At 57.6% G+C, this 25,026-nt stretch carries 29 protein-coding genes and 3 pseudogenes; 19 read left to right on the top strand and 13 right to left on the bottom strand.

The features are described from left to right. Window positions 1–98 precede the first annotated feature (98 nt). The 3 genes from PSQ19_RS13150 to leuC all read left to right on the top strand — a co-directional run bounded on the left by PSQ19_RS13150 (window position 99) and on the right by leuC (window position 3,294). Window positions 99–527, top strand: a complete 429-nt coding sequence (locus PSQ19_RS13150; protein WP_282218099.1) for a YciI family protein — start codon at window positions 99–101, stop codon at window positions 525–527. Between the two features lie 18 nt (window positions 528–545). Then, a complete protein-coding gene (locus tag PSQ19_RS13145; RefSeq protein WP_282218098.1) occupies window positions 546–1,814 on the top strand; it encodes an RNA polymerase sigma factor in 1,269 nt (422 codons plus the stop codon). A 73-nt stretch (window positions 1,815–1,887) separates the two neighbouring features. Next, window positions 1,888–3,294 carry a 3-isopropylmalate dehydratase large subunit gene (gene leuC / locus PSQ19_RS13140; RefSeq protein WP_282218097.1) on the top strand — a complete coding sequence of 469 codons (1,407 nt, stop codon included), beginning with the start codon at window positions 1,888–1,890 and terminating at the stop codon, window positions 3,292–3,294. A 74-nt stretch (window positions 3,295–3,368) separates the two neighbouring features. Here the strand turns inward: leuC and PSQ19_RS13135 are convergent, their stop codons facing one another. Next, the gene (locus PSQ19_RS13135) at window positions 3,369–3,638 is read right to left on the bottom strand and encodes a hypothetical protein (protein ID WP_282218096.1); all 270 of its coding nucleotides are present in this window, start codon (window positions 3,636–3,638) and stop codon (window positions 3,369–3,371) included. A gap of 117 nt (window positions 3,639–3,755) precedes the next feature. Here PSQ19_RS13135 and PSQ19_RS13130 point away from each other — a divergent pair, with 117 nt between their 5' ends. Then, window positions 3,756–4,520, top strand: coding sequence for an SDR family NAD(P)-dependent oxidoreductase (locus tag PSQ19_RS13130; protein ID WP_282218095.1), 765 nt, complete (start codon window positions 3,756–3,758; stop codon window positions 4,518–4,520). 28 nt (window positions 4,521–4,548) lie between these two features. On the opposite strand, the gene PSQ19_RS13125 is transcribed toward PSQ19_RS13130, so the two are convergent. From PSQ19_RS13125 to PSQ19_RS13115, 3 genes are read right to left on the bottom strand one after another with little or no spacing between them, the layout of a single operon-like run. Beyond that, window positions 4,549–4,869, bottom strand: coding sequence for a hypothetical protein (locus PSQ19_RS13125; RefSeq protein ID WP_282218094.1), 321 nt, complete (start codon window positions 4,867–4,869; stop codon window positions 4,549–4,551). An 18-nt stretch (window positions 4,870–4,887) separates the two neighbouring features. Then, window positions 4,888–5,763 (bottom strand): COG3904 family protein, encoded by an 876-nt coding sequence (locus PSQ19_RS13120; RefSeq protein ID WP_282218093.1) that lies wholly within the window; start codon window positions 5,761–5,763, stop codon window positions 4,888–4,890. Beyond that, a complete protein-coding gene (locus PSQ19_RS13115; RefSeq protein ID WP_282218092.1) occupies window positions 5,763–7,136 on the bottom strand; it encodes a hypothetical protein in 1,374 nt (457 codons plus the stop codon). The genes PSQ19_RS13120 and PSQ19_RS13115 overlap by 1 nt, the downstream gene beginning before the upstream one ends. A gap of 375 nt (window positions 7,137–7,511) precedes the next feature. On the opposite strand from PSQ19_RS13115, the gene PSQ19_RS13110 reads away from it, so the two are divergent. Continuing rightward, complete coding sequence (locus PSQ19_RS13110; protein ID WP_282218091.1) at window positions 7,512–7,871, top strand: MerR family transcriptional regulator; 360 nt, start codon at window positions 7,512–7,514, stop codon at window positions 7,869–7,871. Window positions 7,872–7,883: 12 nt separating this feature from the next. On the opposite strand, the gene deoD is transcribed toward PSQ19_RS13110, so the two are convergent. Next, window positions 7,884–8,696: a purine-nucleoside phosphorylase gene (gene deoD / locus PSQ19_RS13105; RefSeq protein ID WP_282218090.1), complete on the bottom strand. Its 813-nt coding sequence runs from the start codon at window positions 8,694–8,696 to the stop codon at window positions 7,884–7,886. 28 nt (window positions 8,697–8,724) lie between these two features. On the opposite strand from deoD, the gene argC reads away from it, so the two are divergent. The 3 genes and pseudogenes from argC (at window position 8,725) to leuB (ending at window position 11,649) form a co-directional block, all read left to right on the top strand. Then, entirely contained in the window at window positions 8,725–9,675 is a 951-nt protein-coding gene (argC, locus tag PSQ19_RS13100; protein WP_282218089.1) for an N-acetyl-gamma-glutamyl-phosphate reductase, read from the top strand. An 84-nt stretch (window positions 9,676–9,759) separates the two neighbouring features. Next, on the top strand, window positions 9,760–10,365 hold the full coding sequence (gene leuD, locus PSQ19_RS13095) for a 3-isopropylmalate dehydratase small subunit (protein WP_282218088.1): 606 nt from the start codon (window positions 9,760–9,762) through the stop codon (window positions 10,363–10,365). A gap of 185 nt (window positions 10,366–10,550) precedes the next feature. Then, a pseudogene (leuB, locus tag PSQ19_RS13090) lies at window positions 10,551–11,649 on the top strand (3-isopropylmalate dehydrogenase). Between the two features lie 50 nt (window positions 11,650–11,699). Here the strand turns inward: leuB and PSQ19_RS13085 are convergent. Next, window positions 11,700–11,906, bottom strand: a complete 207-nt coding sequence (locus PSQ19_RS13085; protein WP_282218087.1) for a DUF1737 domain-containing protein — start codon at window positions 11,904–11,906, stop codon at window positions 11,700–11,702. Window positions 11,907–11,977: 71 nt separating this feature from the next. On the opposite strand from PSQ19_RS13085, the pseudogene PSQ19_RS13080 reads away from it, so the two are divergent. Together PSQ19_RS13080 and PSQ19_RS13075 are read left to right on the top strand one after the other, a co-directional pair. Further along, window positions 11,978–12,620 (top strand): annotated as a pseudogene (locus tag PSQ19_RS13080) (carbonic anhydrase). 373 nt (window positions 12,621–12,993) lie between these two features. Beyond that, entirely contained in the window at window positions 12,994–13,233 is a 240-nt protein-coding gene (locus PSQ19_RS13075) for an EF-hand domain-containing protein (protein WP_282218086.1), read from the top strand. A 44-nt stretch (window positions 13,234–13,277) separates the two neighbouring features. Here the strand turns inward: PSQ19_RS13075 and PSQ19_RS13070 are convergent, their stop codons facing one another. The 3 genes from PSQ19_RS13070 to PSQ19_RS13060 form a co-directional block, all read right to left on the bottom strand. Continuing rightward, a complete protein-coding gene (locus PSQ19_RS13070) occupies window positions 13,278–14,162 on the bottom strand; it encodes an EamA family transporter (RefSeq protein ID WP_282218085.1) in 885 nt (294 codons plus the stop codon). After that, entirely contained in the window at window positions 14,162–14,974 is an 813-nt protein-coding gene (locus tag PSQ19_RS13065) for an EamA family transporter (RefSeq protein WP_282218084.1), read from the bottom strand. Before PSQ19_RS13065 ends, PSQ19_RS13070 begins: the two co-directional genes overlap by 1 nt. A 169-nt stretch (window positions 14,975–15,143) precedes the next feature. Further along, window positions 15,144–16,184 (bottom strand): aspartate-semialdehyde dehydrogenase, encoded by a 1,041-nt coding sequence (locus tag PSQ19_RS13060; protein WP_282218083.1) that lies wholly within the window; start codon window positions 16,182–16,184, stop codon window positions 15,144–15,146. Window positions 16,185–16,567: 383 nt separating this feature from the next. Here PSQ19_RS13060 and PSQ19_RS13055 point away from each other — a divergent pair, with 383 nt between their 5' ends. Beyond that, on the top strand, window positions 16,568–17,746 hold the full coding sequence (locus PSQ19_RS13055; RefSeq protein ID WP_282218082.1) for a BaiN/RdsA family NAD(P)/FAD-dependent oxidoreductase: 1,179 nt from the start codon (window positions 16,568–16,570) through the stop codon (window positions 17,744–17,746). On the opposite strand, the gene PSQ19_RS13050 is transcribed toward PSQ19_RS13055, so the two are convergent. From PSQ19_RS13050 to PSQ19_RS13040, 3 genes are all read right to left on the bottom strand, one after another. Then, complete coding sequence (locus PSQ19_RS13050) at window positions 17,743–18,300, bottom strand: acyloxyacyl hydrolase (RefSeq protein WP_282218081.1); 558 nt, start codon at window positions 18,298–18,300, stop codon at window positions 17,743–17,745. The two genes, PSQ19_RS13055 and PSQ19_RS13050, sit on opposite strands and share 4 nt — an antisense overlap. Before the next feature lie 90 nt (window positions 18,301–18,390). Next, complete coding sequence (locus tag PSQ19_RS13045; protein ID WP_282218080.1) at window positions 18,391–18,990, bottom strand: acyloxyacyl hydrolase; 600 nt, start codon at window positions 18,988–18,990, stop codon at window positions 18,391–18,393. A gap of 174 nt (window positions 18,991–19,164) precedes the next feature. Continuing rightward, window positions 19,165–19,698, bottom strand: a complete 534-nt coding sequence (locus tag PSQ19_RS13040; RefSeq protein WP_407649158.1) for a fasciclin domain-containing protein — start codon at window positions 19,696–19,698, stop codon at window positions 19,165–19,167. A gap of 178 nt (window positions 19,699–19,876) precedes the next feature. Between PSQ19_RS13040 and PSQ19_RS13035 the strand changes: the two genes are divergently transcribed. Continuing rightward, complete coding sequence (locus PSQ19_RS13035; protein WP_282218078.1) at window positions 19,877–20,635, top strand: MsnO8 family LLM class oxidoreductase; 759 nt, start codon at window positions 19,877–19,879, stop codon at window positions 20,633–20,635. Continuing rightward, window positions 20,619–20,891 (top strand): LLM class oxidoreductase, encoded by a 273-nt coding sequence (locus PSQ19_RS13030; RefSeq protein ID WP_282218077.1) that lies wholly within the window; start codon window positions 20,619–20,621, stop codon window positions 20,889–20,891. The genes PSQ19_RS13035 and PSQ19_RS13030 overlap by 17 nt, the downstream gene beginning before the upstream one ends. On the opposite strand, the gene PSQ19_RS13025 is transcribed toward PSQ19_RS13030, so the two are convergent. Further along, window positions 20,888–21,472, bottom strand: a complete 585-nt coding sequence (locus PSQ19_RS13025; protein WP_282218076.1) for an NUDIX domain-containing protein — start codon at window positions 21,470–21,472, stop codon at window positions 20,888–20,890. The two genes, PSQ19_RS13030 and PSQ19_RS13025, sit on opposite strands and share 4 nt — an antisense overlap. A 199-nt stretch (window positions 21,473–21,671) precedes the next feature. Between PSQ19_RS13025 and sdhC the strand changes: the two genes are divergently transcribed. From sdhC to PSQ19_RS13005, 6 genes and pseudogenes are all read left to right on the top strand, one after another. Next, entirely contained in the window at window positions 21,672–22,058 is a 387-nt protein-coding gene (gene sdhC, locus PSQ19_RS13020) for a succinate dehydrogenase, cytochrome b556 subunit (RefSeq protein ID WP_282218075.1), read from the top strand. Continuing rightward, entirely contained in the window at window positions 22,058–22,453 is a 396-nt protein-coding gene (gene sdhD / locus PSQ19_RS13015) for a succinate dehydrogenase, hydrophobic membrane anchor protein (RefSeq protein ID WP_282218074.1), read from the top strand. Before sdhC ends, sdhD begins: the two co-directional genes overlap by 1 nt. 6 nt (window positions 22,454–22,459) lie before the next feature. Continuing rightward, a pseudogene (locus PSQ19_RS19895) lies at window positions 22,460–23,627 on the top strand (FAD-binding protein); the annotation flags it as partial. After that, entirely contained in the window at window positions 23,622–24,077 is a 456-nt protein-coding gene (locus PSQ19_RS19890) for a hypothetical protein (protein WP_407649156.1), read from the top strand. The pseudogene PSQ19_RS19895 and the gene PSQ19_RS19890, both read left to right, overlap by 6 nt. Continuing rightward, the gene (locus tag PSQ19_RS19885; RefSeq protein ID WP_407648993.1) at window positions 24,031–24,273 is read left to right on the top strand and encodes a hypothetical protein; all 243 of its coding nucleotides are present in this window, start codon (window positions 24,031–24,033) and stop codon (window positions 24,271–24,273) included. The genes PSQ19_RS19890 and PSQ19_RS19885 overlap by 47 nt, the downstream gene beginning before the upstream one ends. After that, window positions 24,273–25,007, top strand: coding sequence for a hypothetical protein (locus tag PSQ19_RS13005; protein ID WP_282218073.1), 735 nt, complete (start codon window positions 24,273–24,275; stop codon window positions 25,005–25,007). Before PSQ19_RS19885 ends, PSQ19_RS13005 begins: the two co-directional genes overlap by 1 nt. Window positions 25,008–25,026: the final 19 nt, after the last annotated feature.

Here is a 25,026-nt window from a genome sequence, read left to right as displayed (position 1 = left end):
TATTTTGTCTGACGTGTCGATCCAGCTACCATTGGTTCGTCGTGTTGGTATTCGGGCAGGTCATGGGGACCGGCCCGGTACAACAAGGGAGTATCCCAATGCGTTTCATGATCATCGTCAAGGCCAATAAAGACAGCGAAGCTGGCGTCATGCCGTCCTCCGAAGCCATCGCCAAAATGGGCGTGTTCAACGAGAAAATGATCGAGGCCGGCGTGATGCTGGCTGGCGACGGTCTGCATCCCTCGTCGAAAGGCGCTCGGATCAAATCGGAAAACGGCAAGATCGTCGTCACCGATGGGCCGTTCAGTGAAACCAAGGAATTGATCGCTGGATTTTGGATGATCCAGACCAAATCCTACGAAGAGGCGCTGGAATGGTGCAAGCGAATCCCCTTTGATCCGGGGATGGAAGTTGAGTTGCGCAAGGCGTTTGAAGCATCCGACTTTGTTTCAGATAGCATTACCGAGGAACATCTCGCCAAGGAACAGGAATTTCGGGATGCTCAAAAGCCCATCTCCAATGGCTAACGGCTGCATAATGCTCTGATGAACGGCGACAATACCAGCCGCGCCATTGAAACGGTCTGGCGCATGGAAGCGCCCAGATTGGTGGCGGGGCTGGTGCGCATGGTGCGCGATATCAGCCTGGCGGAGGAGTTGGCGCAGGAGGCGCTGGTCGGTGCCTTGCAGTCGTGGCCAAAATCGGGTGTACCGGATAATCCGGGCGCTTGGTTGATGACCACGGCCAAGCGTCGCGCTGTCGACTATTTTCGGCACAATGCCATGGTCGCCCGCAAACTGCCCGAAATTGCGCAAGCGACGCCGACCGACGCGTCGGCGGCGCCCGACCCCGAAGCATTGCTCGATTCCGGGTCGGGCGATGATTTGCTGAACCTGATGTTCGTATCCTGCCATCCTGCATTGTCGCCCGAGGCACAGTCAGCGCTGACCCTACGCCTGATCGGCGGGCTGAATACCAATGAGATCGCCCGCGCCTTTTTGGTGAGCGAAGCGACCATGGCGCAACGGATCGTACGCGCCAAGCGAACGTTGGCCGAAGCGGGCGAACGGTTTGAATTTCCCGACAGCGCCGAACGACAGGCGCGGGTAGGGGCGGTTTTGGGCGTCCTGTATCTGATTTTCAATGAAGGCTATTCAGCAACCACAGGGCAGGATTGGATGCGACCGCAACTGTGCGAGGAAGCCATGCGCATGGGCCGTATCCTGGCGCAAATGCTGCCTGATCAGTCTGAAGTCCATGGGCTTGTTGCCCTGATGGAGTTGCAAGCGTCGCGTCTGATGGCGCGCCGCAATGACGATGGCACGCCAATCCTGCTGATAGACCAGAACCGGGCGCGCTGGGATCGGACATTGATTGGGCGTGGGTTGGCGGGCATTGCGCGTGCCGAAGCGCTTTCATCGGCACTGGGGCCCTATGGTTTGCAGGCCGCGATTGCCGCCTGCCATGCGCGAGCCCCGCGATCTGAAGCGACGGACTGGAGCCAGATCGCCCGGCTCTATGGGCAGTTGGCCCAGATCAATCCCGGCCCGATCATCGAGTTAAATCGCGCCGTGGCAATCGCGCAGGCGCACGGTGCGCAAGCAGGCCTTGACCATATCGAGCATTGCGTCGATGCCGAGGCATTGGCGCGGTATCCGCTATTTGCGGCGGCACGCGGGGAGTTGCTGGAACGGTTAGGACGGTTTGAAGCGGCAGCGGCTTGTTTTACCAAGGCCGCCGACCTGACGCAAAATCAGGCAGAACGGACGCTGATGCAGCAAAGGGCAGAGCGATTGGCCAATGAGGGCTCATAATCTTGACCCCTGCGGGCGCTGGGATTAGAACGGCTCCAGACTTCATTCCCACGCTTTGCTGGACACACATTACATGACCAAGGCCCGCACGCTTTACGACAAGATCTGGGACGACCATCTGGTCCAGAACAATGATGATGGCACCTCGCTGCTCTATATTGACCGGCATCTGGTCCATGAAGTGACGAGTCCCCAGGCATTCGAAGGCCTGCGCCTCAACAAACGTCGTGTTCGCCATCCTGAACGCACGCTGGCCGTGGTTGACCACAATGTGCCGACGACTGACCGCAGCGCCGGAATCGATGATCCCGAAAGCAAGTTGCAGGTCGATACACTGGCCGAAAACGCCCGCGAATTTGGTGTCGAGTATTTCGATGAATTGGATAAGCGGCAGGGCATTGTGCACATCGTCGGTCCCGAGCAGGGCTTTACCCTACCGGGCATGACAATCGTGTGCGGTGATAGCCATACCTCGACCCACGGCGCGTTTGGTGCGTTGGCACACGGCATCGGCACGTCCGAAGTCGAACATGTGCTGGCCACACAGACCCTGATCCAGCAAAAAGCCAAGAACATGCTGGTTCGCGTCGATGGCAAATTGCCGCCCCATGTTACCGCCAAGGACATCATTTTGGCGATCATCGGTGAAATCGGCACGGCGGGCGGCAATGGTCATGTGATTGAATTCGCGGGCGAAGCTATTGAAGCGCTGTCGATGGAAGGCCGGATGACGGTCTGCAACATGACCATCGAAGGCGGCGCGCGCGCCGGCTTGATCGCGCCTGACCAGATTACATTTGATTATGTCAAAGGCCGCAATCGGGCGCCAACCGGTACCGCCTGGGACATGGCGCTCGACTATTGGAAAACGCTCTATACCGACGAAGGCGCCCATTACGACAAGGTTGTTGTGCTTGATGCCGCCAACCTGCCGCCCATCGTGTCATGGGGGTCGTCGCCAGAGGATGTGATCGCGGTCACGGGCGAAGTGCCCAATCCCGATGACATTGGCGATGAAAACAAGCGTGCCTCCAAATGGCGGGCGCTGGACTATATGGGGCTGAAGCCGGGTACCAAGATAACCGACATTGCGGTGGACCGGGTATTCCTGGGTTCATGCACCAATGGGCGCATTGAAGATCTGCGGGTCGCCGCTGCTGCGATCAAGGGCAAGAAGGTTCATGCCAATGTGTCGGCCATGGTTGTGCCGGGCTCGGGGTTGGTCAAGGAACAGGCCGAGGCTGAGGGTCTCGACGTCATCTTCAAGGACGCCGGATTTGATTGGCGCGAGCCCGGCTGCTCTATGTGCCTGGCCATGAATGCCGATAAGCTCAAGCCACAGGAACGTTGCGCGTCGACATCAAACCGCAATTTTGAAGGCCGACAGGGCTTTAAGGGCCGCACCCATCTGGTATCGCCGGAAATGGCGGTTGCGGCAGCGGTAACCGGGCATTTCGTCGACATTCGCAACTGGCAGTAAGCCAATAGTCATGGGGGCGCGCAACAGTGCTCCCAAATGCCACCTAGTCGCGGGGCACAAATTCGAACTCGGCTTCATTGCCGCCCGATGGATCGTCGGACACGCGCAGCCATAGTTTGTTGTCGTCGAGCGCCGCGAACCAATCGTCCCAGGCTCACAAGCTGAAACCCACCAATGCGGTCGGGACCCTGATTGTTGTCGGAATTGAGCGCTTCCTGTCCAAATGTCAGTTGCAGGATCGTGCGGGTGTCGGACCCGTCGGGCACCTCCATCAGCATCGGATTGCCACCGCGCGCCGATGTCCATTGGCGAATATCATCGTGGGATGTGAGGGTCTTTGGCATTTGGCGCTCCTATCTTGGTGTCAGCTCAAGTCCAATAGGTCGATATGGTTCCCTTGTAACGGCGACACGTTGCGCGCGCGACCGAATGAGTTAAGTTCGGTTTATTGGGAGGCGCAAATGATTTTTGATTTATTCAAGCTCGATGGCAAGACCGCTCTGGTCACAGGGGGCACACGCGGGATCGGCCTCGGGATAGCCAGGGCCCTTGGCGATGCCGGGGCGCGGCTGGTAATTTCCTCGCGACAGGAAAATGCGGCGGCACTCGCCGAACTGCGCGACGCCGGTTATCGCGTTGATTATATCAATGCCGACATGAGCGATCCCGATGCGCCGGGCAAATTGATCTCGGACACATTGGCGTTAGTCGGCAATCTCGAGATTCTGGTCAATAATGCGGGGGTGGCAGACCACGGGGACACTGTGGGGTTTTCTGCCGAACGCTACCGGCACCTAATGGCGATCAATCTGGATTCGGTATTTTATGCGTGTCAGGCCGCACTGAACTCGATGCGCCAGCAGCGGGGCGGCGTCATTCTCAATATCGGCTCGATTTCGGGCTATATTTCAAACATCCCCCAGCGTCAGGCGGCCTACAATGCCAGCAAGGCGGCCATCCACATGCTGACCAAAAGTCTGGCGAGCGACTATGCGGAGGATAATATCCGCGTCAACGCCATAGCGCCCGGCTATATTGAGACGGACATGACCGCAGGGGGATTTGCCAATGCGGAGTGGGCACCGGTCTGGACCGGCATGACGCCAATGAAGCGTGCCGGCTCCCCACAGGATATCGGCGCTGCCGCCGTCTATTTATGCTCGGATGCGTCCAGCTATGTCACCGGTGAAGTGCTGGTGATCGACGGGGGCTATACTGCACGCTGACCCGTCGACACCCATCGCCATGTGCTAATCAGTTTACCTGACGCAAGTCGTTGGCCGCCTCACGGCGCTGAACCAATTCACAATCCTGAGTGCTTGTGGCAGAAACCTTGAGGGCGAGTTGCTGGCGATCGAGCTCCGCCAACCAGGCCGTCCAGGAAACCGGGCTCATGCCGTCGTCCTGATCCTGATCCGTCGCGGCGTCACGACGGCGTTTGTCAAAGCTCAGGCATAGACGTGACTTTACGTCGCCAAAGTTGTCGCGAATCCGCGAAATTGCCGGGATTCCCTTTTTGTCGCAGACCCAATTCCGAATGTCCTGATGCCTGACAAGCGTATGACTATCTTTCATAGTTGGCCTCCCCGCCATTTAGTGAACAATTGGTGAATCAACGGTCCCGGCTTGATATGGGTTCCGTCCGCAAGGCATTAGTGAACGATCTTTGTGACAAGTTTCAGGCGCTCGAGTCTCCTCTGTTGATAAATAATACAATCGATCGGGCGGTGTCTCGAGCGCGTGCAACCATAGCGCCGGATCAACGCCGGATGATGTCAGATATCGGGACACACGTGCGGTGGTGGACTGTGCGCTGGATATGGCCAAACCGGCGGTTCGGCTGAGCGCCACGGGATCGGTTGACATGGCTGCGGCGTAGATCTGATGCACGCCGATGGCGGCCTTGTCCGAGGCCAGACGCTCGACGCCACCCGCCAGCACCAAGGGGCACGAAGAGGCGCAGAGCGCTCCAGCCGCAACCTCGGTCGCAAAGCCTTTGTCCCGTATAAGGGCACCGATTGCCAATGCATCCATCACCGAGCCTCCCGGCGAATCAAGGCTTACAGTTTCGACGTATTCGCCGCGCGCCGCAATCTCTTTGGCAAATCGAGTGTCCGATCCGGGCTCGATCGTGCCGGTCAGGCGCAATATGCCGCCTGGCTCAAGCGATATGACCAGTGGCGCGCGCAGGATAGCGGGGTCGGTGGTAATCTCGGGCGCCGACGTCGCGTCGGGACCACCAGGACTGAATGGGGGCAGGATTGGCTGCAGGGGAGCCGCAAGGGCGGTGTCGGCGGCCGTCAGTTCGCGGAAGTCAACATAGAGAACCGATAGTGTTCCAAACAGCAGGGCGAAAAATGCGAACCGCATGATCGAGCCGTCATCAATGCTGCCGAGCCAGACCAGGGTGCGGCGGTAGAACGGCCCATTGCGGCCAGCATTGTGGGCGTTGGCGGCAGTTGTGACCATCAGGTGCGAGCCGGACCGTCGCCGCGCTGGCGCTTGGCAGCGTCGATCGGCGTGACGCTACTGGTGTCGGGCGTTGGATCGGTTGCCGGTTCAGTGTCGGGCTTGGGATCGGTTTGGGCAACAATGCGCTGATCGGGGTCGATGGCTGGCTCTGCGGGCGCGATGGCGGGCGGCAGATCAATGTCGGCTTCCTGCATCTGGCGGTACAGTGTCATGGCGCGAATCATTTCGGCGGCGGTGATATTTTCGGCTTCGGCCAGAGATTCCGCGTCTCGCCGCATGGCGTCATTGACGATCATCAGCACCAGCACCAAAACAACAGGCAGCAAGTCGATGGAAATTGCGCCGGCCCATGATGGTATAAAATCGCTCCAATAGCGGATGACTGCCTCGGCGCTGGAGAGCGGCACAAAGCGGCGTTGTGCCACTTTGGGCTGGGCCAGAATTTCATTGGCTGCGGCGCTGAGCGCCGCAGACTGGGTCGCGACTGAATTTCGAACCGTCTCCATGACCTGGTCCTGTCGACTGGCCAGATCGGGGTTTTGGCCGTTGGCGACCGGCGCGATAAAGCCCGCCGACAGGTCCGCAGAGGCCCGCTGCACCGATGCTGCGACCCCGGTTTGCTGGAGGGCGGCAATAAGGGCGGTCAATTGGACCGCTTCCGCCTGAAATTGATCCGAGCGCGGTTCGATGGCGCCGGGCGTCGACACCAGTTCGCGCATCGAGGCGAGGCGTTCGGAGCCTTGGGTGAAAATGCCCGCAACCTCATCGCGGCTCGAGGTGATGGTCGAGCCAAGCTCGGTCATTTGCGCCGACATCTGGGTGAGCAATTGTACCACGCTTCCTGATCCTGTTGATCCGGTCAGGGCGCCACTTTCGCGCTCGTCGGCGGCCAGACGGGAAAAGCGTTCGGCGGCGCGTTGCACGTCAGGCAAGAGCGACTGGCTGGCCAAGGCGTTGGCGTGCGCATTGTCGATATCCTCGGCATAGCCCTGCAGGGTAACGGCCATGTGCTGTTCGAGTGCTGCCGAACCGGCCAGGGCGGCGGCATTGAGCCAGGATGACATGGCGATGATCATCACGGCGCCAATAGCCATGGTGACAAACAGCGATATGCGTTGGATGCCGCTAACCACCAACGGAATGAACCGCATCATGAAGGTCCAGAATGCATAGATGGCAACCGATACCGCGGCTGAATAAATGATGGCGGCGAAGAAGACGAATGTGGCACTGCCATCGAGCAGACCGCGCACGCCGAGATAGGTATAAACGCCTGAGGCCAGCGCCAGCACCGCCAGAGCGAACCGGGTCATGGTTTCGACGCCCTTGACGGTTTCGTTGAGGCGATAAGCGTTGTTCTTGAGTTGCATTGCTAACCCCGTGGCACCCATCCGAAAACTTAAGCAGACGTTAACACGCGGATGGCGGCAGGAAATGGGCGAAAGCAAAAAGTCGGACGAATATGTCTACACTTTCGCGTTGGTATCGTTCCTCACAATCGGTAGGCCGTGGCGCAATAGTCATGACGGCCATATAGTCCTAATCCGTTGGTGTTATAGACGATGCTATGGTTATCAACTATTTCATCTAGATCATTTCCATCTGGTATGTTCAGTTCACTTTAACGTTACCTGTAGTTCTATTTTCAGTGGTATTGTTTTAACGATCTAAAGTATTGACTCATTATTAGGTTAGATAGTACTTTAGACCATGGTCTTTGGTTAACAGTTACTTCCGGAGTGTTAATGCGGATAGGCGAGATTGCTCAAAAAACAGGGTTGAGCCGTGACGCCATCCGGTTTTACGAACGCCGTGGCCTGTTGCGCTCCCAGCCCTCGACTGACAAGACCAATAGTTATCGTCGCTATGGCGATGAGATGATCGAACAGATCGAGACGATAAAGCTGGCGCGTGATGCCGGGCTCAGTCTTGCTGATCTCGAGGTGCTGCTGGGCGTGATGGGGCGAGGCGGTCGTCATTCGTCCAATGCGCAGGAGTTCCTGCAGTCGCGCATCGGGCAGGTGCGTGGAACGATTGCCAACTCGGTGCGGTTGCTGGTGTTGCTGTGCTCGGTACGAGATGGCAAGCCGCCGGCGGCAAATTAGGCGCCGCTGCCGTTAATCTGCTATGGCCACGTCGAGCGCCAATGTCACCATGTCGCTGAGCGAGGTCTGGCGCTGTTCCGCGTCTATCTCTTCATGGGTAATCAAGCAGTCGGTCATCGTGCAGATGGTGAGTGCCTTGACGTTGAAGCGCGCCGCCAGCGTATAGAGCGTGGCCGCCTCCATTTCGACGCCAATCACGCCGTGGTCAGGCAGTTTGTCATAACCGGCCAGCCCGTCGGCATGATAGAAAATATCGGAGGACAGAATATTGCCAGCGTGAAAACGCAATCCGGCGGCGTCAGCTTTTTCTGCTGCAATTCGAAGTAGCCCAAAATCGGCAATTGGGGCGAAGTTGAAGGCGCCGAAACGGCCTTTGACAATGCTGCTGTCGGTGGAGGCGCCTTGGGCCAATATTATGTCGCGTACTTTGACATTGCTATTAAGGCCACCGCAAGTGCCGACACGGATCAGAGATTTTACGCCGTAGTTATTGATCAATTCGTGCACATAGATGGCCAGCGATGGCTGGCCCATGCCCGAGGCCTGCACCGAAACCGGTTTGCCTTTCCAGGTGCCGGTATAGCCCAGGCAATTGCGCACCGAATTGACCAGTTTGGGCACCTCGAAGAATGTCTCGGCAATCCATTTGGCGCGTAAAGGGTCGCCCGGCAGCAGAACGGTTTCGGCATAGTCGCCCGGTTTTGCGTGATTGTGCGGTGTCATGATTGGCTCTTGATTGTTCGATTGGGCCAGACACTGCCATTGCGCCCGTTGCAGGGCAAGGGTGCGCCGTGCGGCCTTGACCTTGCCAAGGTTGACGTTCATCTAGCGGCTGGATAGCGGGAGACACAAAATGGGCGCGAAGATATTCATCGACGGCGAGGCCGGCACCACCGGGTTGCAGATCCGTGAGCGGTTGGCCAGACGCAGCGACATTGACATGCTGTCGATCCCGCAAGACAAACGCAAAGATCTCGACACGCGCGCCGAATTGCTCAACGCCGCAGATGTCGCGATCTTGTGCCTGCCCGATGAGGCGGCCAAACAAAGCGTTTCGTTGATAACCAATGACACGACCCGCGTAATCGATGCCTCGACCGCCTTTCGGGTCGATCCCAACTGGGCCTATGGGTTTGCCGAAATGGCCAAGGGGCAGAGCCAGGCGATTGCCGAAGCTCATCGTGTTGCCAATCCGGGATGTTATCCGCAGGGGCCAATCATCATGGTCCGTCCCCTGATTGAGGCCGGCCTGTTGCCCGCCAGCTTTGCACTGACCATCAATGCAATTTCGGGCTATTCCGGCGGCGGCAGGCAGATGATTGCTGATTACGAGGCAGACGGCGTTGTCGCCAGCCATTTCATGCCGTACGGGCTGACGTTCAATCACAAACATGTCCCGGAAATGACGGCCTATACCAAGCTGGCCGGTGCGCCGCTGTTCGTGCCCGCCGTAGGCGATTATGCCCAAGGCATGGTCACGTGCGTGCCCTTACAACTGGGCATGTTGGGCAAGGTGCCGACGGGCGCGGAAATTCACGGTGCCATTGGCGCGCATCTGGCTGATATCAACGACAGTTTTGTATTGCTGGCACCTTATGAGGCGTTGGCAAAAACGCCTGATCTGGATCCGCAGCGCTATAATAATACCAACAAAATGGTGCTGCATGTGTTTGCTAACGACGCCCGGGCGCAAGTGTTGCTAGTCGCCGTTTATGACAATCTGGGCAAGGGCGCGTCCGGCGCGGCGGTACAAAATCTCAATCTGATGCTGGGAGTCGATGTACGCACCGGGCTGGCCGACTAGGCGATCTGGACGTATTTGGGCATTCCAGACTTGACCGAAACCCTGCTGTTGCGCCATTACAGCGCCAACAGACAAGGATGCATCATGGACAAGTTTACGACATTGACCGGGGTCGCGGCACCGCTGCCGATCATCAATATCGACACCGACATGATTATTCCCAAGCAATATCTCAAGACCATCAAGCGCACCGGGCTGGGTACGGCGCTGTTTTCAGAGATGCGCTATAATGATGATGGCAGCGAAAACCCCGATTTCGTATTGAACAAGCCTGCCTATCGCCAGGCCAAGATTATTGTTGCGGGCGACAATTTCGGCTGCGGTTCGAGTCGTGAGCACGCCCCGTGGGCGCTTTTGGATTTTGGTGTTCGCTGCGTGATCTCAACCAGCTTTGCCGACATTTTTTACAATAATTGCTTCAAGAACGGCATTTTGCCGCTGGTGGTGACACCTGAACAATTGGCGATGCTACTCGACGATGCCGAGCGCGGCTCCAATGCTACGCTTACCGTGGATCTTGAAGCGCAGACCATCAGGGGTCCGGATGGTGGCGAGTTGCATTTTGATATTGATCCTTCGCGCAAACAAATTCTGCTCGAAGGGCTCGACGATATTGCCGGCACGCTCAAATCCGATCCGGCTATTGCCGGGTTTGAGGCCAAGATGAGCGAAAACCGTCCTTGGCTTTAAGGGCAGCGGCCTGAACGCCCCAGCGAATAGTGCAATTGTATCCACAGGGCTGCCGTTCGGTCGGTGTTGGAGAATATTCACCAAATTGCTTCGAGTTTGATCGTGGAAATAATCAAACCAGGCCTGAAAGTAGAAATTGACGTGGCGACGCGCATGAGCGCTGCCAATAGCTAAGGAAAATCGTGATGTCTCAGTCCCTGTTCCTGCTTCCCGGCGATGGCATCGGCACCGAAATAATGGCCGAGGTCGAAAAGCTTATCGCTTGGACAAATGAGGCGGGCCTGACCGATTTTACTACTGATCATGGTTTGGCTGGTGGGGCCGCCTATGATGCGCATGGAGTTGCCATTACCGATGACGACGTCGCCAAGGCGTTGGCGGCGGATGCGGTACTGTTTGGCGCGGTTGGCGGTCCCAAATGGGATGATGTGCCCTATGATCAGCGTCCCGAGGCGGCCCTATTGCGCTTACGCAAGGAACTGGCGGTGTTTGCCAATCTACGCCCGGCAATCTGCTATCCGGCGTTAGCCGATGCCTCCTCGCTCAAGCGCGAACTGGTTGAAGGGCTCGATATCCTGATCGTACGCGAGCCTGACCGGCGGGGTCTATTTTGGGGACCCCAAGACGATTACGGAATTGGGGAATGGGCAAAAGCGCGCCATCGACACCCAGGTCTATGAGACCTATGAAATCGACCGGATCGCGCGGGTGGCTTTCGATCTGGCCCGGACGCGCGGATCACGGGTGCATTCAGCCGACAAGAAAAATGTGATGAAGTCGGGCGTTTTGTGGGATGAAGTGGTCAAAGGCGTTGCCAACGACTATCCCGACGTCAAGCTCGAGCACATTCTTGCCGACAACGCCGCCATGCAACTGGTGCGCGCGCCAAAGCAGTTTGATGTGATGGTCACCGATAATCTGTTCGGGGACATATTGTCTGATGTCGCGGCAATGCTGACCGGCTCGCTGGGCATGCTGCCATCGGCCTCGCTCGGCGCGCCTGATCCAGCAACCGGCAAGCGCAAGGCGTTTTACGAACCCGTGCACGGTTCGGCGCCAGATATCATGGGCAAGGGCATTGCCAATCCCATCGCCATGATCGCCAGCTTTGCCATGGCGCTGCGTTATTCGTTCAATCTCTCGGAATTGGCGGATCGCGTCGAAAACGCCATAGCCAGCGTTCTCGAAGATGGCCTGCGCACCGCCGACATTGCCCAGGGCGGCGCCAAAACGATTGGTACCCAGGAAATGGGCGCGGCCATTCTGGCCAAGCTCAGAGCATGATATTGCCGCCTATTGGCGTACGCTGCGCCTCGAACCGCATTGGCTAGGGTTTAATAGTCCACCAGCTTCTTGTTCGGATCATAGGGCTGGTCCGGTACTGCTCTGGTGACCGCCTGGCCGCAGCGCATTTTTTTGGCGTGGGCATCATAGGCATAGGTTGGGTTGCCATGCAGCGACCAGCCTTCGGCAAGTGCCTTGGTAATCTTGTGGCAAAAACTCGAGTCATCTTCCCCCGACAAGAAGCGATAGACCAGCATGCATTCCCCCCATGTTACAGGCGCATAACAGCGCAGTTGATCTTGGCTTCTGTTAGCGCTAATCGAATAATATGCACAGCTTTCCACCGCATTTAATCACGGGCTACTCCAACTTCATGGCCGGGCGCTATGAACGTGAGGAGGGGCGTTACAAAGAACTGGCCAGCCAGGGCCAAAAACCCACGACGATGATCATCGCCTGTTGCGATAGTCGCTCGGCGCCAGAAACCATTTTTGACGCAGGGCCGGGCGAGTTGTTCGTCATGCGCAACGTTGCCAATCTGGTGCCGACCTATCAACCCGACTCCGCCCAGCATGGTACCTCCGCCGCCATCGAGTTTGCGGTCAAGGCGCTCAGCATCGAAAACATCGTTATCATGGGGCATGGCCGGTGCGGCGGCATTCGGGCCGCCCTTGACCCCAGTGCCGGACCACTGGACGAGGGGGATTTCATTGGCAAGTGGATGGCCATGTTGGGACCGGTCTCGGCACGAGTCAGTGACAACAAGCTGATGACCGCAAGTGAACGCCAGACAGCGCTTGAGCGCATCTCGATCCGCAACTCTATCGGCAATTTGCGCACATTCCCCTATGTTCACGAGCCTTGAGGCCGAGGGCAAGCTGGCGATTCACGGTGCCTGGTTTGATATTTCCACCGGCGAGTTGTGGGTGATGGACCATGAGAGCGGGGATTTCGCCCGCCCCGATATTTGAGTGCGTTCACGTTCTATTGATTTTGGTCATACCCATCGACCCTGGTGACGGTTAATCACGACGTCGTGATCCATTGTTGGTTGGTTCTATTTTGGTTAGACTCCGGGCGCCGCACAGTTGGACCAGCGCGATAACAATTCTGCCGCATTCGGTGCCCTTAGCATTCAAGCGATGCTTTCACACTTCAAAAACCCTTGTTTCGCAGGGATTTAAGTGCCCCAATATCGCCCCGATATTTCCCTGCCCCGGTCCATTTTACGGCGTGGACGTACCACAATGCACCGTTAGCTTTTTGGTCACGGGCCGCAGACAAGCGGTACGTCAGCACCGGGATGACTCGACGCTGCTATTCTCCCACTCTGGAGCACTTCTTATGAAAAAGATCATTCTCTCCTCGCTCGTCGTTCTTGGCCTGTCCACGGCAGCCTTTGCTCAGGCCGGCGCAGATTTTTCGGCGCTCGATGCCGACGGCAATGGCGAGTTGAACCTTGCTGAAGTGCAGGCAAGCATGCCTGACGTGACCGCCGAGCAGTTTGCTGCGGCCGACGCCGATGCCAATGGCGAACTGTCCGCTGATGAATTTGCAAAGCTGACCGAAGCGCCGGCACAATAAGCGCTTCGATCATCATGGATGGCCACCCGAGAGAGGGTGGCCTTTCACGCGCCTGGATTGGCGGGCAGTTGCCGCGCCTTGATCCGCACCAATGTCACCATCAGTCCCGCCAGCACTAGGATGCCGCCCAGAATTTCGGGCGGACTGATCTGTTCGCCTAGTACCAGGTAGCCTGAGACAATGCCGGTAACGGGCACGAGCAGCGTAAAGGGGGCGACAATCGAGGCCGGGTGCTGGCCGAGCAACCAGCTCCATATCGAGGCTCCCAAAAGTGTCGCCGGATAGGCCAGGAAGCCAATAAGCATGGTGTCGCTCCAACTGAAGGCACTCAGGGCTGCCCCGATCGCTGACGGTCCCTCCGCCAGCAGCGACAGGCATAATAGTGGGATCGGTGCGACCAGCACGCCCCAGACGGTATAGGAGAGCGCGTTGACCTTGCCCACCTTCTTGGTGAGTACATTGGCGACGCCCCATGCAAAAGCTGCCGACAGGGTCATGACGAACGGCAGCAACGAGGCGCCACCGAGCCGACCACTGGCGATAACAGCAATCCCGGCAAAGGCAATGATGGCCCCAGTGATCTGAAAGCGACCGGGTCGCTCGCCCAACAGCACAAACGCCAGGCCCATGGTAAAAAACGCCTGTACCTGCAGCACCAGCGAGGCAAGTCCGGCGGGCATTCCCCAGGCCATGGCCAGGTTCAAAAAACCGTACAGCGCCACACCGAAGGCGAGCCCGAAGCCCACGACCAACAACCAGGGCGCTTTTGGCGGCTTGACCAGCAATATGGCGGGAATGGCCGCAAACAGGAACCGCAAGGCCGCCGCCAACAAGGGCGGCAGGGCGTCAACGCTCAATTTGATGACGACGAAATTGAAGCCCCAGATCGCGACAACCAGAAGGGCGAGGGCGATATGACGCAGCGGCATCAGCTGATAGTCACCGGACGACCGGCTCTGAGCAGGCGTGGGCCGAAGACATTGATGGCAAGGCCAATGAAAATCATGACGCTTCCGATGACTTCGGCGCGGCTGAAAGTTTCGCCCAAAAACACATAGGCAGCGGCAAAGCCGACAACGGGCACGAGCAGCGAAAATGGCGCGACAGTACTTGCCTTGTGTCGGCCAAACAGGATGGCCCAGCCGCCATAGCCCATCAGCGTTGAGCCATAGGCAATGAACAGCACCGAGCCAAGCGCCAGCGGGCTCATCTGGGTGACAGCGACAAAAGCCTGGGGGCCATCGAAAATCAGCGCCAGTGCCAGCATGGGGATCGGTGGGATTAGTGAGGCCCAAACGACGAACCCCAGCATGTCGACCTTGCCGGCGCGTTTGCTGATTATGTTGGAAAAGCTCCAGAAGGTGGACGCGATCAGGGTCATGATCAGAGGGATCATTACCGCCGTACCAATATAGTCGGCGCCAATCGCTACCAGACCCAATAGCGCCAGCAGCGCTCCACCAATCTGCAATTTTGTGGGGCGGTCGCCGAGCAGCATGATCGCCAGACTCATGGTGATGAACACCTGCAATTGCATGACAAGACTTGCCAGCCCTGCGGGCATTCCCATCTTGACCGCGGAGAACAGGAAGCTGAACTGAAGCACCCCGACGGTAGCGCCATAGGCCAGCAAGAGCCACCAGCTGACGGCAGGGCGCCGGATAAAAAGATCGCTGGCAGCATGCAGCCGATATAGCGCAGCGCCGTCAGCATGAAGGGCGAAATCTCCGCGACGCTCCATTTCATGGCGACGAAATTGAGGCCCCAGACCAGAACGACGAACAAGGCCAAGGCAATATCGCGAAGAGGCATCGAGCGCTTTTCTACACAAATGCCGCTTCAGATGGTCAAAGCGCGGCGTATCGATAATCCGGCGGCGGGCCGACAAGCCCGCCGCGTCGGGCTGCCGTTCAGGCGGCCTTCTTGCCCATGAGATTGCGCTCGATCAAGGTTTCGGCGATCTGGATGGTATTGAGCGCCGCCCCCTTGCGCAGATTGTCCGAAACCACCCAGATAACGAGTCCATTTTCGACTGTATTGTCTTCGCGGATACGCGAAACGAAGGTGTCATATTCACCAACGCATTCGACCGGCGTCGCATAGCCACCGGCCTCGCGCTTATCGATCACCGAAATGCCGGGCGCCTCGCGCAGGGCATCGCGGGCTTCATCGGGCGAGATGGGGTTTTCAAACTCGATATTGACTGCTTCGGCATGACCCACAAATACCGGCACGCGTACGGCGGTGCAGGTGACCTTGATCTTGGGATCGAGAATTTTCTTGGTTTCGGCCAGCACCTTCCACTCTTCCTTGGTGTAGCCGTCTTCCATGAACACATCGATGTGCGGGATGACGTTGAAGGCGATCTGCTTGGGGAATTTTCCGGGGGTCGCACTGTCGTTGACGAAAATGCCCTTGGTCTGGTTCCAAAGCTCGTCAACGCCTTCCTTGCCGGCGCCCGAAACAGACTGATAGGTCGACACTACGATGCGCTTGATCTTGGCCAGATCATGCAGCGGCTTGAGCGCGACGACCAGCTGGGCGGTGGAGCAATTGGGATTGGCGATGATGTTTTGCCGCTTTGGCCGGGCCATATAGGCGTCGAGTGTTGCCCCATTCACTTCGGGCACGATCAGGGGCACATCCGAGTGGTAACGCCAGAAGCTGGAATTATCGATGACCATGATGCCCATGGCGCCGAGTTTTGGCGCCCATTGCTTTGAGATGTCGGATCCAGCCGACATAATGGCAAAATCAATGCCACCAAAGTCGTAATCATCAAGGTTCTTGACCTTGATAATCCTGTCGCCAAAGCTGAGTTCGCGGCCCGTGGAACGGGACGACGCCAGCGCGACAACTTCGTCGGCTGGGAACTTGCGCTCGGCCAGAATATTGAGAACTTCCCGGCCCACATTGCCTGTGGCACCGATTACTGCGACGCGATAGCCCATATTGGAACTCCAGTCCCTTACCAGTTTCCGCTCCCGCGCGATCCTCGTGATCGCGGCCCATCCGGGTTCAGCCTCTCCCCGTCGGGAGTCGACCCGGGGAAAAGCGTCAGGTGGTTTTGGTAGTTTTGGTGGTAGGCGCAGGTTCACACCACTGGGCGATGGGCCCGGTGCATGCCAGTTCGGCGATGGTGAACAGTGTGCGCATGATATTTCTGCTGATTGAAAGCTACGCCTTTCTACTCGGCACAGCCTAAAAGTCAATGAAAATGGCGTCACAATTGCACCAGATGGCCAAAGCTTAGGCGTTGATGGTGGGCGAGCATTGGCAGGACGATCCGCATGGACTAGAGCAGGGGCTTGTTTCATTTTGATCGGCCCGGTTTATGGCTCACTACGACATAATCATTCTGGGCGCCGGTGCTGCTGGCATGATGGCGGCCATAGAAGCGGGCAAGCGCGGCCGCTCGGTGATGGTTGTGGATCACGCCAAATATCCGGGCGAAAAAATTCGAATTTCTGGTGGCGGGCGTTGCAATTTCACCAACACCAATACCCAGCGTGACCGGTTTCTGTCGCAAAATTCGCGTTTTGCCCTTTCGGCACTGTCGCGTTATACACCGACCGATTTCATCGCCATGGTCAAACGGCACGGCATTGCCTTTCACGAAAAGACATTGGGTCAGTTGTTTTGCGACAGCAACGCCCAGCAGATCATTTCGATGCTGACCACCGAAATGCGCGCGGTCGGCGTCAAGCTGGCGCTCTCGACCAATGTTGCTTCGGTCAACAAAACCGACAACGGGTTTGCAGTGGCGCTATCGGACAGCAATGCAACCTGCGACAGCCTGATCGTGGCCACCGGCGGCAAGTCGATCCCGAAAATGGGTGCCACCAGTTTTGGCTATCAATTGGCCAGCCAGTTCGGCCTGCGGACGGTTGAAACGCGACCGGCACTAGTGCCGCTGACCTTTGAAGCGGGCGCACTGGAGCGGTTAAAACCACTCGCAGGGATCGCAACGGACGTAGCAGTCAGTCATGGCAAGACCCGGTTCGATGAAGCGTTACTGTTTACGCATCGCGGCCTCTCGGGACCGGCCATCCTGCAAATATCGTCGTTCTGGCGCGAAGGGGATCAGATCAGCATCGATCTGTTGCCTGGACGCGATGTCATGGCGTTGTTGCGCGAGGCGCGCGCCAAAACCCCCAAATTGCAAATTCAAACGGTGATCAGCGCATGGCTTCCTAAAAAACTGGCGCAGCTGCTGAGTGAGGATCTGGCCATGACCGGCATTGTGGGGGATTTTTCCGACAAGAAGCTGGCGACGGTGGATGAGGCATTGAGCCGTTGGACGCTCAAGCCGGTTGGCTCGGAAGGGTACCGCACGGCGGAAGTCACATTAGGCGGTATCGACACACGCGATCTCGACGCCAAAACCATGGCTGCGCGGGCCGTTCATGGACTCTATTTCATCGGCGAGGTGGTCGATGTAACCGGTTGGCTCGGTGGGTACAACTTTCAATGGGCCTGGGCGTCTGGCTGGGCCGCCGGCCAAGTGGCCTAGAACCGAAAGCCGACGCGGAGGCCGACATTGGTCACGCCATCATTGGGCGTGCCGCAGAGTCCCCCGTCAGTGTAATGCTCAACGGTGCCAATGATCGAGGCGCCGGGCAGAACATTGACACCGACACTGGCGGCGGCGCGAGCGACGGCAAGACAGCCAAAACGCGGCGTGGTTGCGGCACTGGAAAATGGCGTGCCGTGCGCAGCGCCGCCAAGGCTTGCCTCAACAAATACAGGTAACAACGGTAGTTGCGCGGTGAGGCTCAACCCGGCATAAGCAAAGCTTTCCTGACCCTTGAAATTCAGCGACGCACCAATGTGAGGGCGAAGTTCGGCCACAACAAGCACATTGGACAGATCGCCCAGTGAGAACAGCAGCTCAACACTGGCATCACTCAGCCGCTGTGGGTCGAGTAGGGCATTGGTGCCGTTGCCGACATCGTGGGACAGGATACCGGCGCGCACTTCGGGCAGAATATCGACTTGGGCGTATGCGATCGTTGACCCGAGTATGAGCCAGATCAAACCCACCAATAATCGTACTGTCATACCCATTGGATTTCCTGATGTCAGGAAAAGCATGGACGGGGTGAGTAATTGGTTCAAGAAGTGCTTAAAATTGCACTTAACCGCTGGTTACCGCCGCTAGAATTTGTGGCCGAATCGCACGCCGACATTGGAAAGGCCGGCATTGGCGCTGCACAGTTCCCAATTGGAAGTGTGCTCATATTGAAGCGAGGCAGTCACCTTGTCGGAAATGTTCCAACCCAGCCCATAGCGCTCGTAAAAATTGACCCGGCAGCCAAAATTCTTGCGGCCAACCGGTGCACCGGTCAGATAGCCATTGTGCGCCGCGGCACCAAAGCTGCCTTCGAGAAACAATGGTGTGTCAAACAATGGCAACTGCCAGGTCAGGCTCAAATGGGCGATACTGTCCTGTCCGGCAAAATTGATGGTAGTGCCGATTTCGGGACGCGGTGACCCGATCCAGCGAAAGACATCGACATCGGGCGAGACAAACAGCACGTCAAAGCTGAGGTCATTGACGTGGCTGAGGTCAAAATTCTGGACATCGGAAGGCAGCAACGCGTAATGGGCGTTATGCGCGGCAAAGCCGATGCGCAGTTCATCGACTACGCCGCTGAGCGGATTAGGATCAAGCAGGTCCTGTGCCGTGGCCGGTGTTGCCAGCGCCAAAGCGCCCAAAATCGCGCCGAATGCCGCCAATCCAAGTTCGCGTTTCAATGTTTTCGCCATCCCTGCGCCCGCCATTTGGGTTACTAACCTTAAGTGGCGGGTCGGAGTCAATGCGTGGTGTTGTCGATGCGAAATGCGTTGGGTGTCACTAACGTTTTGTCCGCAATGACAATTCGGGCCCGCGCCAGTGTGATGCGGGCCCGAGGAAACTGGCGTGACCGCTTATTTGGGCAGCAATACTTTGTTGACTACATGGATGACGCCGTTGGACTGATTGACGTCGGAAATGGTGATTTTGGCAGCATTACCGCTTTCATCGACTACGTAAAGCACCGAGCCGAGTTTGGTAAATTGTAGCCGGTCGCCCGACAATGTCTTGAGCGTGAAGCCCTTGGGGTTGGCTTCCGCCTTGGCCAGAAGGTCAGCGTCGGAATATTTGCCGGAGATGACATGGGCCGTCAGGATTTTGGTCAGCATGCCCTTGTTTTCGGGCTTGAGCAATGTGTCGACCGTGCCAGCGGGCAGGGCTGCGAATGCCTCATTGGTGGGCGCAAAAACGGTGAACGGACCGGGGCCTGACAGGGCGTCTACCAGTCCGGCGGCCTTGACGGCGGCAACCAGTGTCGTGTGATCCTTGGAGTTGACGGCGTTTTCGATGATATTCTTGTTGTCAAACATTGGCGCGCCGCCGACGCGGACCGACATTTGCGCCAGCGCGGCGGTGCTGGTGGTGGCAAGAAGTGTGGCAATAGCCATGGCTTTGATGGTGATATGCATGTTGGTTTCTCCCTAAGATCAAAAGTTGAAGTCGGGCGAAGTTACGCAGGCCGATCACATTAAGTTTCACGGGTGATCACTTTTTGATTTTGATGTTTTCAATACCGCCCGCCGATCAAGGCTTGACCTTTAGTGCTGCAGTAACAATCTGGCGACCATGACCCAATTGATTGCGCTTTCCCTGCAAGACCTCGCCCCAATATCGGACGGCACCAGCACGGCGGCGGCACTGCAGGAGACCGTGGCGCTGGCCCAACTCGCCGATCAACTTGGCTATCAACGCGTCTGGTACGCTGAACATCACGGTATGCCCTCGATTGCCTCGTCGTCTCCCGAGGTACTGATTGCCAGTGCAGCCGCGCGCACCAACGCCATCCATATCGGCTCCGGTGGCGTCATGCTGCCCAATCATGTGCCGTTGCGCGTGGTTGAAACCTATCGCACGCTCGCCGGCCTCTATCCGGGCCGGATTGATCTGGGTATCGGCCGCGCGGGCGGCAGCGACGGGCGGACGCTACAGGCATTGCGCTCATTTGGCGGTGAGCATTTTTCTGAGCAATTGGGCGAAATGCTGGCGTTCGACAACGAGGATTTTGGCATCGAGCATCCGTTTTCACGGGTGCAGGTGACACCGTCTGGTGTACAATTGCCACCGATCTGGCTGCTCGGATCGTCCGGCGCCAGTGCCAGCGCCGCTGGTAGCATTGGTGCAGGCTATGCGTTTGCGGCTCATTTCAGTCACGCCCCGGCAGCGCCCGCATTCGATGCCTACCGTGCCGCATTCCGGGCCAGCACGCATTTTGCCAAGCCGCACGCAATGCTCTGTGTCTCGGTGGTTTGTGCACCTACCGATGAGGAAGCCCGGTTTTTGTCGGGCTCGCAGGCGTTGAGCCTGGGCATTGTTTCATTCGGGTGAGATTCGCAAGCTGGTGTCGCCAGAGACTGCGGCGGTCCATGAGTACACGCAAAAACAGCGCGATATCATCACCCAGCAAAGTGCCCTGTGGATCGTGGGGAGTCCGGAAACAGTGCGCGAGCAGATCATGACCAAGGTTGCGGAGACCGGCGCCAGTGAGGTGATGATCACTACCACCATGCATAGCTATGAATTGCGCCAGCGCTCCTATCGCTTGTTGGCTGAAGCCTTTGGGCTGACGCCACGGGTATTTTAGGGCAGCAGTTCTGGCCGGTTAAGCGCGGCCCATTGCAATGCCATGATGGTCTTGGCGTCAATGATTTCGCCGGTGCTGATCATGGCGAATGCCGTGGCGAAATCCAGTTCGACAATTTCGATGTCCTCGCCTTCCTCCGTCAGCCCGCCACCCTCGCTTTCCAGGCTTTGATCGGAATAGTGGCCAACGAACATGGACAGTTTTTCGGTCAGCGATCCGGGGCTCATATAGGCGTCGTACAAATGGACAACATTTGTCGGACGGTGCCCAGTTTCCTCGACGGCCTCGCGGATGATGGCGCTGGTTGGATCATCGCCATCGAGCAGACCGGCGCAGACTTCCAGCATCCAGGCCGAATCGCCGCAGCTATGCACCGGGTAGCGAAACTGGCGGGTCAGCAATACGCGGCCGGTTGCCGGATTGATCAGCAGGATGGCGGCGGCGTGACCGTGATCGTATGATTCGCGGGTGTGGTGCTGCCACGAGCCATCACTACGAAGAATGTCATATTGAGCCTCAGTCAGTGTGGCCCAAGCCTTCGAAAGGGTCTTGACTGCAAGGTTTCTTATCCGTTCGACCATTCAGGTACCGTCCAGTCCGATATGTGTGGGCTTGTATGAGCAGGTTCGACCCGTAATACCACCCTGTTCAGTGATCGCCTGATGGCAAATATTCTGACTTTACTTTGCTTTGTGGCTTTGACGTGAGCGCCTGCCGGGTCTAGAAGTCTCGAACTATTCCAAACTGCAGCGGCCTGTTGCCGCATGACAGCGAGGCCACATGGCAGTCCGACCCCGTCCGTTATCCCCACATCTCCAAATCTATCGCTGGACCATTACCATGGCCATGTCGATATTACATCGTGCCACCGGCATTGCACTTTATATCGGCACATTGTTGCTGGTCATCTGGCTGGCAGCAGCCGCCATTGGCGTCGAGGCGCTGGACGGGGTCAATGGCCTATATGGCAACTGGTTCGGGCAGTTGGTTTTGTTTGGTTACACCTGGGCATTGTTTCATCACATGCTGGGCGGGCTGCGTCATTTCCTCTGGGACAATATCATCGGCATGGAGCCGGGCGAGCGTGAAAAGCTGGCCTGGGTCAATCTTGTCGGTTCGATTGTACTGACCCTGCTGGTCTGGACGATTTTTGTGTGGGTAGGGTGATGCGCGAAAAAGTCATAACAACAAAAACCATCGCCAATCCGGAAACCCGTTACGGCGACGGCAAGGCGGCAACGCGTCATTTCGTGGTGCAGCGCTGGACCGGTGCCGTCAATGTTTTGCTGGTCGGATTTCTGGTCTGGCTGGTAGTGCGGTTGGCAGGGGCGGATCGAGCCGAGATGATCAGTATTGTTGCCAATCCGATCGCGGGGATTGTGCTGGCGGTGCTGCTGGTTGTGGCGCTTGTGCATATGCGCATCGGTATGGTCGAGATCATTGAGGATTATGTCCTTGATCCACGCACCAACCGCTTGAGCCTGATGCTCAATACCCTGTTTTGCCTCGGGGTCGGGCTGATCGGGGTTATCGCACTATTGAAACTGGTAATCTGGGGTTAGCGGGCAATGGCATCTGCATACGAAATCATCGACCACGAATTCGATGTGGTAGTTGTTGGTGCGGGCGGCGCTGGCCTTCGCGCGACGCTTGGCATGGCCGAGCAGGGATTTAATACCGCCTGCATCACCAAGGTTTTCCCGACGCGTTCACATACCGTGGCAGCGCAGGGCGGCATCGCCGCTTCGCTGCAGAATATGGGTCCCGATAGCTGGCAATGGCACATGTACGACACCGTCAAGGGGTCGGACTGGCTGGGCGATAATGACGCCATGGAATATCTGGTACGTGAGGCCCCGGCGGCAATCTATGAGCCTGGAACATTACGGGGTGCCGTTTTCACGTACCGAAGACGGCAAAATATATCAGCGCCCCTTTGGTGGGCATATGACGGAGTTTGGCGACGGTCCGCCGGTGCAGCGCACTTGCGCGGCGGCCGACCGCACTGGCCACGCCATCTTGCATACACTTTATGGCCAGTCATTGCGCAACAATGCACAGTTCTTCGTTGAATATTTTGCACTTGATCTGATCATGGGTGATGATGGCGCCTGCCAGGGCGTCATTGCCTGGAAGCTCGATGATGGCACCATGCATCGTTTCCGCGCCAAGAGTACTGTTCTGGCCACCGGCGGCTATGGCCGCTCCTTCTTTTCGGCGACCTCGGCCCATACCTGCACCGGCGATGGCAATGGCATGGTCGCTCGGGCGGGCCTGCCGCTGCAGGATATGGAATTTGTCCAGTTCCACCCCACCGGCGTATATGGGTCCGGTGTTCTGATCACCGAGGGCGCGCGCGGTGAGGGCGGGTATCTTACCAATTCAGAGGGCGAGCGTTTTATGGAGCGTTACGCACCCAACGCCAAGGATTTGGCCAGCCGCGACGTCGTGAGCCGCTGCATGACCCTGGAAATCCGCGAAGGGCGCGGCGTCGGTCCGAAAAAAGATCACATATTTCTGCATCTGGATCATCTGGACCCAAAAGTACTGCATCAGCGCCTACCGGGCATTACCGAATCGGCCAGGATTTTTGCGGGTGTCGACCTGACGCGTGAGCCGATCCCCGTGCTGCCGACGGTCCATTATAATATGGGCGGTATTCCGGCCAATTATCATGGCGAGGTGCTCAACCCGACCGATGCTGAACCGGATCGGATCGTGCCGGGTCTGATGGCTGTGGGCGAAGCGGCGTGTGCTTCGGTACATGGTGCCAACCGGCTGGGTTCCAATTCGCTGACCGACCTTGTGGTCTTTGGCCGCGCGGCCGCATTGCGGGCCGGGGAGGTCATTGATCGTGCCGCGCCAATTCCGGCGATCAACAAAGCACAGGACGACAAGATCATGGCGCGGTTTGATCGCCTGCGCAACGCCAATGGTTCCAAGCCGACGGCAGAGTTGCGCGATGCAATGCAACGCATCATGCAGGAAGACGCCGCGGTTTTCCGTACCGGGGAAACGCTGCAGTCTGGCGTGACGCGGATGAGCGAAATTTACGGGCAATTGCCTGACATCAAAGTGACTGACCGGTCGCTGATCTGGAACACGGATTTGGTGGAAACGCTGGAGCCTGGAAAATCTGATGGCCAATGCCATGGTCACAGTGGTTTCGGCCGAGGCGCGGCATGAAAGCCGTGGCGCCCATGCGCGGGAAGATTTTCCGGATCGCGATGATGTGGACTGGCGCAAGCATTCGCTAAGCTGGGTCGATGAGGCTGGCAAGGTCCGGCTGGGTTATCGGCCAGTTCATGTTGATCCGCTGACCCCGCATAGCGATGGTGGCATTGACCTCGAGAAAATTGCGCCGAAAGCGCGTGTTTACTGATGGGGTCGAGCGCCGGATATTCCAGCACCCCGCTAGCGCAAAAGTTGGGGCTCAAGGATGGGCAGCGGGTGCTGTTCATCAATTTGCCCGTAGCGCAACTGGAATTGACCCGTTCGCGCGATTTTGCCGAGGTCAAGGTGATTGGCCAAGCCGCGTTTGGCGATGATCGTCGGGACTATGATGTTATTCACCTGTTTACCGCGGCGCGCACTGTTCTGGAGACGCTCGCGCGACCGATGATGGATGCGATCGCTCGCAACGGCATGATCTGGATTTCATGGCCCAAAAAGGCAGCAAAGATTGCTACCGACATGACCGAGGATGTGATCCGCACCGTGATTTTGCCGTTGGGGCTTGTCGATGTCAAAGTATGTGCCGTTGATGATGTGTGGTCTGGACTAAAATTGATGATCCGCAAGGAGCCTGCGATGAAAACGGGGCGTTGGTCGATAGTGGCACCAGGGTGCCTTGTGGCCAGTTTTCTGGTGTACCCGGTGTTGGCGGCAGCGCCGAGCGCTGCGCAAAAAACTGAATTTCATTCGGTCTGCATGGGCATTGCTCATGATGAAACGCTATGCAGTTGCAAGGCCGAGGCCACGCCCCGCCTGATCGACAGCGATTTCATGTCGGTGGTCATCGCCTCGATGAAGGGCAAGTCGCTCGATCCAAAATATGCCGTGGCCTACAATACCTACGTCGCCAAATCGAACCAGATCTGCAAGCCGAACTACTAAGCTTTAGAACAAGGAACGC

Origin of the sequence: Devosia algicola, from assembly GCF_028816455.1 — a bacterium.
Taxonomy (GTDB): Bacteria; Pseudomonadota; Alphaproteobacteria; order Rhizobiales; family Devosiaceae; genus Devosia; species Devosia algicola.
This window is presented reverse-complemented; position numbering and strand designations above follow the sequence as displayed.